8 protein-coding genes are annotated in these 7,006 nt (G+C 55.9%); 1 reads left to right on the top strand and 7 read right to left on the bottom strand.

The window, feature by feature from the left end:
* The 3 genes from B3Z49_RS00155 to B3Z49_RS00145 form a co-directional block, all read right to left on the bottom strand.
* Nucleotides 1–314: molybdopterin cofactor-binding domain-containing protein (locus B3Z49_RS00155; RefSeq protein ID WP_296987182.1), on the bottom strand; the 314-nt coding region annotated here is incomplete at its 3' end.
* A gap of 3 nt (nt 315–317) precedes the next feature.
* Nucleotides 318–779 (bottom strand): (2Fe-2S)-binding protein, encoded by a 462-nt coding sequence (locus B3Z49_RS00150; protein ID WP_008890003.1) that lies wholly within the window; start codon nt 777–779, stop codon nt 318–320.
* A 288-nt stretch (nt 780–1,067) separates the two neighbouring features.
* Entirely contained in the window at nt 1,068–1,301 is a 234-nt protein-coding gene (locus B3Z49_RS00145; protein WP_064781061.1) for a hypothetical protein, read from the bottom strand.
* A gap of 212 nt (nt 1,302–1,513) precedes the next feature.
* Here B3Z49_RS00145 and B3Z49_RS00140 point away from each other — a divergent pair, with 212 nt between their 5' ends.
* The gene (locus tag B3Z49_RS00140) at nt 1,514–1,951 is read left to right on the top strand and encodes an Lrp/AsnC family transcriptional regulator (RefSeq protein ID WP_296987149.1); all 438 of its coding nucleotides are present in this window, start codon (nt 1,514–1,516) and stop codon (nt 1,949–1,951) included.
* Nucleotides 1,952–2,117: 166 nt separating this feature from the next.
* On the opposite strand, the gene B3Z49_RS00135 is transcribed toward B3Z49_RS00140, so the two are convergent.
* From B3Z49_RS00135 to B3Z49_RS00120, 4 genes are all read right to left on the bottom strand, one after another.
* Nucleotides 2,118–3,182: an ABC transporter ATP-binding protein gene (locus B3Z49_RS00135; RefSeq protein WP_296987146.1), complete on the bottom strand. Its 1,065-nt coding sequence runs from the start codon at nt 3,180–3,182 to the stop codon at nt 2,118–2,120.
* Between the two features lies 1 nt (nt 3,183).
* Nucleotides 3,184–4,533, bottom strand: a complete 1,350-nt coding sequence (locus B3Z49_RS00130) for an MGH1-like glycoside hydrolase domain-containing protein (protein WP_296987144.1) — start codon at nt 4,531–4,533, stop codon at nt 3,184–3,186.
* A gap of 23 nt (nt 4,534–4,556) precedes the next feature.
* Nucleotides 4,557–5,786 carry a carbohydrate ABC transporter permease gene (locus B3Z49_RS00125; protein ID WP_063089050.1) on the bottom strand — a complete coding sequence of 410 codons (1,230 nt, stop codon included), beginning with the start codon at nt 5,784–5,786 and terminating at the stop codon, nt 4,557–4,559.
* On the bottom strand, nt 5,786–7,006 hold a 1,221-nt coding region (locus tag B3Z49_RS00120; protein ID WP_296987138.1), incomplete at its 5' end, for an ABC transporter permease subunit. The genes B3Z49_RS00125 and B3Z49_RS00120, both read right to left, overlap by 1 nt.

Here is a 7,006-nt window from a genome sequence, read left to right as displayed (position 1 = left end):
CCAAAGAACAGGTTCTTGTAGCGGACATCATCGGCCGGTGCGAAATCGGTTTTAACACTGTCCCAGTTGGCATCGATTTCTTCGGCGACCAGGGTGGTCAGGCCGGTGGTCGTGCCCTGACCCATTTCGAAATGTTTGATGATGACGGTGACAACACCGTCGGCATCAATTTTGACAAATGGGTTCAGGTCGGTATTTGCCGCAGCCGAGCTTCCGGCAGCCAGAACACCCTTGGCATTCACACCGACGAAAAGGGCTGTGGCGCCAGCGGCCGATCCCTTAAGGAAGCCGCGACGGGAAACGTTGATGTTCATGGCTTAGGCCTCCAGCTTTTCAGATGCGAGCTTGATGGCTTCGTTGATGCGGACATAGGTCACACAGCGGCAGGCATTGCCGTACATGTAATCCTTGATTTCCTCATCGGTCGGATTGGGGTTTTCGGTCAAAAGGCCTATGGCCGACATGATCTGACCGGACTGACACCAGCCACACTGCACGACATCTTTTTCCTGCCAGGCGGCCTGAACCGCCTTGGCGACCTTGTCGGTCGCCCCTTCGATGGTGGTGATTTCGCTATCGACCGCATCCTCGACAAAGGTCTGGCAGGAACGGGTCGGGTAACCATCCACATGCACGGTGCAGGCACCACAATAGGCAACGCCGCAACCAAACTTGGTGCCGGTAAGTTCCAGTTCGTCGCGCAGAACCCAAAGCAGCGGGGTGCCCGGTTCGACATCAACGGTACGGGATTCTCCATTGATCTTAAGCTGATATTGCATGACCGCCTCATCTCTCTCTTGGCTTGTTATGCCTGATCATCGCGTGGGGGCAGGTAACCAAGCGGTAAACGCCCGGAATGCGTGATCTGGTAGCGATGTGATGGCGATCTCCCGGCCGGTCGCAGGGCAATACAGGCAGTCTGCCAAGGGATTTAAGGAGGATGGCGCGGGACGTCGGAGAGGAAAAAGTGATCAAAACAAAAAGCCCGCCAGTGCATGGGACACCGACAGGCTTTTAAGGCCGGTCCGTCAGGTGGGGTGCCTGATGACCGTTAATGAGAGAGGTCGTTATCTCGGCAGGTGGCCGTGTTCGCAGACGAACGCGACGTCTTTGCGGGCAATGCCGATGTCTTCAAGCACTTCGCGCGGGGCGTTGCGAAGCATTTCCGCATCACGGGCGACCTTGTAGGCCTGTGCCCATTTGCGCGGGAAAAGGACGAGCCAGCGCCAGATGGTTACGCCTGATACCGGCGCGACATTGGTGGTGGCGACGAGGGATCCATTTGTAAACTGTGCTGGCATGATGCTGGCTCGCTAGTTTGTTTGCTAATAAGGGGACAAAGTTTCCTTCGGACCCAAAAACAATTTACGTCTGGATTATGTGAAACGGCGCGCAAAGTTCGCAAATCCGTGCGAGATTTTCGCAAAGAATCTGTAAAAACGATTTTCTTTCGCGGGCTGCTTCGGTCATGTTTATCCGAAGGATGTCACAGCGTCGTTTGGGATATTGGACCTTGGCGGAACTCGATAAATTTGACTATCGCCTGCTGGAATTGTTGCAGGAAAACAGTCGCTTAACAGGTAATGAGCTGTCCGCGAAAGTTGGTCTTTCATCGGCGGCCTGTTTGCGCCGGGTGCAGCGCCTGCGTGAAACCGGGGTGATTGAGCGCGATGTTGCGATCGTGTCACCCAAGGTGTTTGGCAAGAAGATGATGGTGATCGTGCTTCTGACCATGGAGCGCGACCGCCCGGACCGGTATATGCTGATGCACGAGGAATTCGGCAGAATGCCTGAGGTTGTGCAGTGTCATCATGTGACAGGTGCACATGATTTTGTCCTGCGTATTCAGGTCAGTGACATGGAAGAATACAGCGCCTTTGTCGACCGGGTGTTTCATGAACCCTATATCAAACGCTATGAAAGTCTGGCGGTTTTAGGAACGCTGAAATAGCGCAAAAAGGGGCTTTTTCGGTATTCACTTAAAATGAATAACCAAGCCCATTATTCAATATTGGTGAAAAGTCAGACATCGGGCGCAAAGCCCGATATTGGACGTCATTTTAATTGTATGAGGATTAAAATGACGTCCAAATCGAAAATCCGGCATGCGGGTTTCGTCATGCCGGGATGGTTTTTTCCGATGCGTCGAACAGATGCACATCGCCGGATGCGAAATGCAGCCCGACGGTATCGCCCACGACCGCGTCGGAATGACCGACGATGCGGACCGTGAACAGACCGACATCAGGCACATTGACATAGGCGAAGCTGTCGGAGCCGAGATGTTCCATGACATCGATCTGGCCGGTCAGGATGGCCTTGGAGGCATCACCGGCATCACAAAGCGCCATATGTTCGGGTCGAATGCCCATTTTGGTGGCACCTTCGGCATTGCGGGCAATATCGGATGTGTTGCCATTGCCAAAGGTAAGCTGCGTGCCCGTGCCCGTGCAGTCGACCACATTCATTTTCGGCGAGCCGATAAACTGGGCGACAAACAGGTTGCCCGGATGGCGATAGAGATCAAGTGGCGTTCCGATCTGTTCGATCTGGCCGGCCTGCAGAACAACGATCTTGTCGGCAAGCGTCATGGCCTCGACCTGATCATGGGTGACATAGACCATGGTGGCACCGAGTTTCTGATGCAGGCGGGCGATTTCAAGCCGCATTTCAACGCGCAAAGCTGCATCAAGGTTTGACAGCGGTTCGTCAAACAGGAAGGCGCGTGGTTCCCGGACAATCGCACGACCGATTGCGACGCGTTGACGTTGGCCACCTGACAGTGCCTTGGGTTTGCGATCCAGATAGTCTTCGAGTTTGAGCGTTGCAGCGGCTTCATCGACCTTTTGGGTGATTTCGGCCTTTGGCATGCCGGCAACGGTCAGGGCAAAGCCCATATTTTCACGCACCGATTTGTGCGGATAGAGCGCATAGGACTGAAACACCATCGAAAGTTCACGTTCGGCCGGGGGCTTGCCGGTGACGTCATCGCCATCAATCAGGATCTGGCCATCGGATGCCTCGACAAGGCCGGAAATCAGGCGCAGTAATGTCGATTTGCCACAGCCGGACGGGCCGACAAAAATCACCAACTCACCTTCATCAATCTGAAGATCAATGCCCTTGATGACATCAATCCCGCCAAATGATTTGCGGATGCCTTTAAGTTCGATCTGGCCCATTTTATGTGTTCTCCTGATCTGCGGTGCCGGTTTGGGAAAGGTGTGGGGTGATGGGCAAAGTTTCGGGACGGGCCGCCCAATAAAGCGACATCGATGCCGTCCACGAAAAGTCCGTGCCCCCGCCACCACGGCCGGTCACCGGGCAGAAATATTCACGAAAATCGGATTGGTCGATAAGGGACTGCGTGTCGCGCCGGATGCGATCGGCAAGGTCGGTCTCGCCATGCTCAGACAATCCGGTAGCGATCATCCAGTTGATCATGGCCCAAACCGGACCGCGCCAATAACGAATGGAATCAAACAGTTCATGATTGGGATCGAAGCTTGGAACGCCGTGTTTGACCTGCGAAAGCCAGTGGGTCAGGGTTGCGGCCATCTTGCAGGCTCGCGTCGGTTCGACAGGCCCGGCAAACATCGCAAGCCAGCTTCCCGATGTCAGGCCGGTGGCGTGTTCATCGCGACGCAAATCAAGCGTGACATAGCCGCCAACTGTTTCAGACCAAAGCAACTCAAACCCGGCATCAAGACGGGCGAGGCGGGCGGTGGCGCGGGCGGCGATATCATCCTGCCCCAGTAGCGTTGCCATATTGATCAGGTCGCGTTCGGCCCGACGCAGGATGGCGTTCATGCCCGGTTCGGCGACCCAGAACGGGCAGTTGCGCGCGATGTGGTCGGTGTTCCAGTTACAATCGCGTCCGAATTTGACCAGCGCCATATAGTGATCGTAGTCGTTGTTTTTCGGGCGTTCGTCTTCGTTGACGATATCGGTGTCGCGGCGGTGATAGGTGCCAACCCCGGTGGTATCGATGAACGAAAGCGGGCGATCCCAGTCGGGCAGATTATCGCGGCCACTTTCCCATGGATGCATGATGGCAACCACACCACGGCCATCCGGATCCCGGGCATCAAGGAACCATTGATGCCAGCGATCAAGTTTGGGCAGAAGTTTTGCCGCCCGGTCGCGATGGGCATCGATATCTTCGGCCAGAAGCCGTTCGATCACGGTTGCGGCAACGGGTGGCTGGGTGATGCCCGATGTTGGCGGGTTTTTGGCGATGTCGGTCGTGCCCCATTGTTCCGGTCCGGGGAAGTAGCTTTTTTCCTCCTTCCAGAAAATGATGTGCGGCACCATGCCGTTGTCCCATTGCGCGGAAAGCAGGCTTTCGACTTCCTGCCAGGCGCGATCAGAATCAAACACCGAAAAGCCAAGCGCGACCAAGGCACTGTCCCAGTTCCACTGGAACGGATAGAGCTTGGCACTTGGCACGGTATAGCCGCCACGATCATTGCCAAGCAGGATGTCGGCCGCACGTCTGTTGGTGCCGGTAAGCTGATCGAGTGAAATGCTCATCTGCCTCATCTGCCTCATCTGACTCATCCTTTGACACTCCCGGCGGTGAGGCCCTGAACAAGGAAGCGTTCAAACCAGAGGAAAATGACCAGGATCGGCACCGTTGCGATCACCGCACCGGCCATCAGATGTTGGCGTGGGACTTCGGATGAATTCAGCGACACCACCCCGCGCGACAGGGTGAAGATGTCGGGATCATCGAGGAACATGAAGGCAAAGAGGAATTCGTTCCAGGCGATCATGAAGACATAAAGCGACACCGATGCGAGCGCCGGCAAGGCAAGTGGCAGGGTGATTTTCCAGATCACGCCAAAGCGCGACAAACCATCCATCAGACCGGCTTCTTCCAGTTCGGCCGGAAGACCGCGGAAGTATCCCTGCAGCATATAAAGCGCCACGGGGACCGTGGTGGCCGGATAGACGATCAGAAGGCCAACCACCGTATTGCGCAGGCCAAGCTGGCTGAAGACGGCATAAAGCGGGATGACCAGAACGATCATCGGCACCAGATAGATCAGCAGGATCGAGCTTGAAAGCACCGTCTGTCCGGGGAACTTCAAACGCGCCACCGCATAGGCGCCGGGGATCGAAAAGGCCAACGTGATCAAAACGGTGCAGACCGACACAATGGTCGAAATCAGAAGGAAGCGGCCAAAATTGAACTTGGTGAACAGTTCGACATAGCTGTCAAACAGGCTGGCAGCACCCTGTGTCAGGTCAATCGACAAATCCAGCGGGTTCAGGAACAGATCCTGCTGGTTCTTCAGACTGGTCATCACCATCACATAGAAGGGCAGGATGACGATCACGCTAAAGAACACAAAGCCAAAGCCCTTGAGTGTGCGCACAATCACCAGATCAATCGCATACCGTTTGAGCATGCCCGACTGAATGTCGATCAGGACTGCGCGGTTGGCAAAGGTCACGGCAAGCGCGATCAGCCCGACGCCGAAGGCCTGAATAAGCGAACTTTCCGAAAAGGCCAGACTGAACGGTGCGCCAAAGGAGACCAGCATCATCGAGACGATCACGCCAGCAAAGGCGACAAGGTAAAGCCCCGGTGTGCGATCAGCAGGCGCGCGCAGCATGATGATGGCAGCATTGACCGCCCCGCCAAGTGCGCCCGCCGATATGATCGGTGTCGCCGGAAGGCCGGTGATCAGGGTCAGGGAAATGCCGGTGAGCGCAACTGCAATCGTGCCCCAAAGCAAGCCGGTCAGAAGACCGAGAAGAAGACCCGTACCGATACGCATTACGAATCCTCCCGATGGACGAATTTGAAATAGAACACGGCAAACACCAGAAGCAGGATGAAGATGGCAACCGCCACCGCCGCCCCGGCGCCAAGATTGGACAGGGCAAAGCCCTGTTCATAGACATCGACCGTGAGTGTCCGCGTGCCCGCCGCCCCGCCGGTCAAAAGGAAGATGTCGTCAAACTTGTTGAACGTCCAAATGAAGCGCAGCAGGAACAGCGTGGATAGGATCCCCAGAAGTTGCGGCAGGGATATGTGCCAGAACTGTTGCAAGGGCGTGGCGCCATCGACCTCTGCGGCCTCGTACATATCAGATGAAATCGACTGCATCCGGGCCAGAATGAACAGGAAGGACAGCGGGAAATAGCGCCAGGCTTCAAAGGCAATCACGGTTGCCAAGGCCAGCGGGAAATCGATGGTGAGCCCGAAAACATCAATGGGAATGTCGCGCTGACCAAAGAAGTTTACGCCCTCGTCGGCAAGGTTCATGCGCTGCAATATGGCGTTGAAGGTGCCGTTGAAGGGATCAAGCAGGATGACCCATGTAAAGGCAACGGCGATCACGGGTGCGACATAGGGAAACAGGAAAAGCCCGCGAATGATCGACCGCCCGGCAAAGGGTTTGTTGAGCATTTGTGCGGCAAACAGGCCCAACACCAGTGCGCCCAAAGTGCCAAAGACCGTGTAGGTGATCGTCACCCACAGCACCGACCAGAATTCGTGGGAATCAAAAATCCGTGCGAAGTTATCAAGGGTGAATTCACTGTTGGTCAGGATGTTGTCGGACGTGCCGGTAACGGTGGGTTCGCTATCGCGCGGGGAAACCGGGTTGGCGGCAAAGCTTTCATCCGAAACAGCCGTCATTTTAAGACGGGTACGCTCGCCAGCCGGAAGGCCATCAAGCGCACAGCGGACCTCGGCCCCCGTGACCGTACAGACATCCCCCGGATCAATGACCGTAATGCCCGCGGGCAATGTATCGGTCAGGACGACGTCGGTAATATCGCCGTCGCGCGATGAATTGCGCAGGCGATACTGGATTTCAAATTCCTGCCCGGCGATGTCAAAATCGCCCCGCACCCGTTCGGACACCACCGGGGTTGGCGGGCGCAAATCCGATAGTGTGACCGGCTTGGCCGAAATCCAGAAATTGGCCAGCAACGGAAACAGGACAATGCCCATGACAATCAGAAATGTCGGGGCCAGCATCCAAAGGGC

It is taken from the genome of Thalassospira sp. UBA1131 (assembly GCF_002311515.1).
GTDB lineage: Bacteria > Pseudomonadota > Alphaproteobacteria > Rhodospirillales > Thalassospiraceae > Thalassospira.
The sequence above is the reverse complement of the archived record's forward strand: the minus strand, read 5'-3'. Positions and strand labels throughout refer to the sequence as shown.